At 74.0% G+C, this 1,552-nt stretch carries 1 protein-coding gene and 1 pseudogene; both read right to left on the bottom strand.

All coding sequences use genetic code 11. The features are described 5' to 3' along the window. A pseudogene (locus tag ABZU32_RS40915) lies at positions 1 to 1,189 on the bottom strand (TIGR02680 family protein); the annotation flags it as partial. Next, positions 1,186 to 1,552, bottom strand: a 367-nt coding sequence (locus tag ABZU32_RS40910) for a DUF2398 family protein (protein ID WP_354932173.1), incomplete at its 5' end; no start/stop codon positions are given. The pseudogene ABZU32_RS40915 and the gene ABZU32_RS40910, both read right to left, overlap by 4 nt.

Genomic DNA, 1,552 nt, shown 5'->3' with positions numbered 1-1,552 from the left:
GCGCGCCTGCAAGATCGTCACGTTGGCCGTGCAGCGGGTGGCCACCGAGCAGACCGCCGAGTCGGTGGTCAGCGTGCTGCACCTGCCCGGCGACGTGCTCGCGGGCCTGGTCCAGGCGCCGCCGCTCGGCGTCGATGCCCGCGCTCTCGCCCGCGACCTGCCGGCGCAGCCCGTCGAGCTCTCCCCTGGCCTGGTAGGCATCGTGCTGCTTGAGCGCCGACAGCCGGCCGTCGTAGCGGTCGAGCTCGGCCTGCGCGGCCTCGCGACCGGCGGCGGCCTCCTGCCGTGCGGCGCGGGCGCGGCGTAGCTCGGCCGCGGCCTGGGCGACCCGGGCGGCGACGCCGGCCGCGCCCTCGACGCGCTCGCCGACGCGGTCGAGCTGGTGGCGGATGTGGGCGCGCAGGTAGGCGGTGTAGTGGTCCAGGAACTCCTTGACCGCCCCGTCGGCGAGGGTCAGGTCGTCGAACAGGCGCTGCACGGCGGCGAGGTTCTCGAAGTCGCGGGCCGCCTGGTCGACCAGCGCAGGGTCGATGGGGCTGAGGCCGGCGCTGAGGGTGTCGGAGACCTTCACCGGGTCGAGGTCTTTCGCCAGCAGCGGGCGGCGCAGCGCCAGCAGCAGGTCCAGAAGCTGGGCGTAGCGTTCTCTGCCGAGCCCGAACAGGCGGGCGTCCACGGCCGCGCGGTACTCGGTGGCCGTCCGGTAGCGCGCCCCCGGCTCCAGGGACGCCCTGAGCTGCTTCTCGGTGAGCGGCCGGGAGTCGGCCGACAGCAGCCCGAAGTCGACGCCGACCCGCCTGCCGGTCACGAAGAACGAGGAGGCGACGCCGTCGCGGTGGCGGTGGGCGCGCAGGCCGATGACCAGCGTCACGGCCTGCGTGCCCCCGTCCCCCGCGCCGTCGTCGCGGGTGAACTCCATCCACACGTAGCCGTACTCGGCCTCCTGGCCGCGGTAGAGCAGGTTGGACTTCATCGTGCGGTTCTCGCCGCTGAACGGGTCAAGGCGCCGGGCGTCGCTCACCCCGTCCAGGATGAAGGGGAACAGCACCTCAAGGGCCTTGGTCTTGCCCGACCCGTTGTGCCCGCGCAGCACCAGACGCCCGTCGGCGAAGACGAACTCCTCGTCGATGTAGTCCCAGATGTTGATCACACCGGCGCGGGACGGTTTGAATCGGCCGAGAGCGGGTGTCATGAAGAGGGTTCCTCCGCGGGAGACGTCGGCGGTTCCAGGGCGAGCCGGCCCTGCTCGGCGCGCTTGTCGGGCAGGGCCAGTGTGATGTTGCGGTAGCGGGCGAACGCCGGGAGCAGCAGCACCCCGCCGGGATGGCGCCGCACCAGGCGCAGTTCGGCCAGCAGCGTCACCGCGGCCTCCAGCAGCCCCTCGGGGTCGTGCTGCCAGGCGGCCGAGAACGACGCCGCGCCCAGCTCGTCGTACAGCTCGTGGATCATGCCCGCCAGCCTGGCCCGCTCGACCAGCGCCACCGGGGCCGGCGGTGCGCCGGTCGCCGCGGGCGCGCGGGCGGCGGCGGGCGGCGTCCAGGCCAGCGCGTCGACC

Source organism: Sphaerisporangium sp. NPDC005288, assembly GCF_040607475.1.
In the GTDB taxonomy this organism is placed as follows: Bacteria; Actinomycetota; Actinomycetes; order Streptosporangiales; family Streptosporangiaceae; genus Sphaerisporangium; species Sphaerisporangium rhizosphaerae.
The sequence above is the reverse complement of the archived record's forward strand: the minus strand, read 5'-3'. Positions and strand labels throughout refer to the sequence as shown.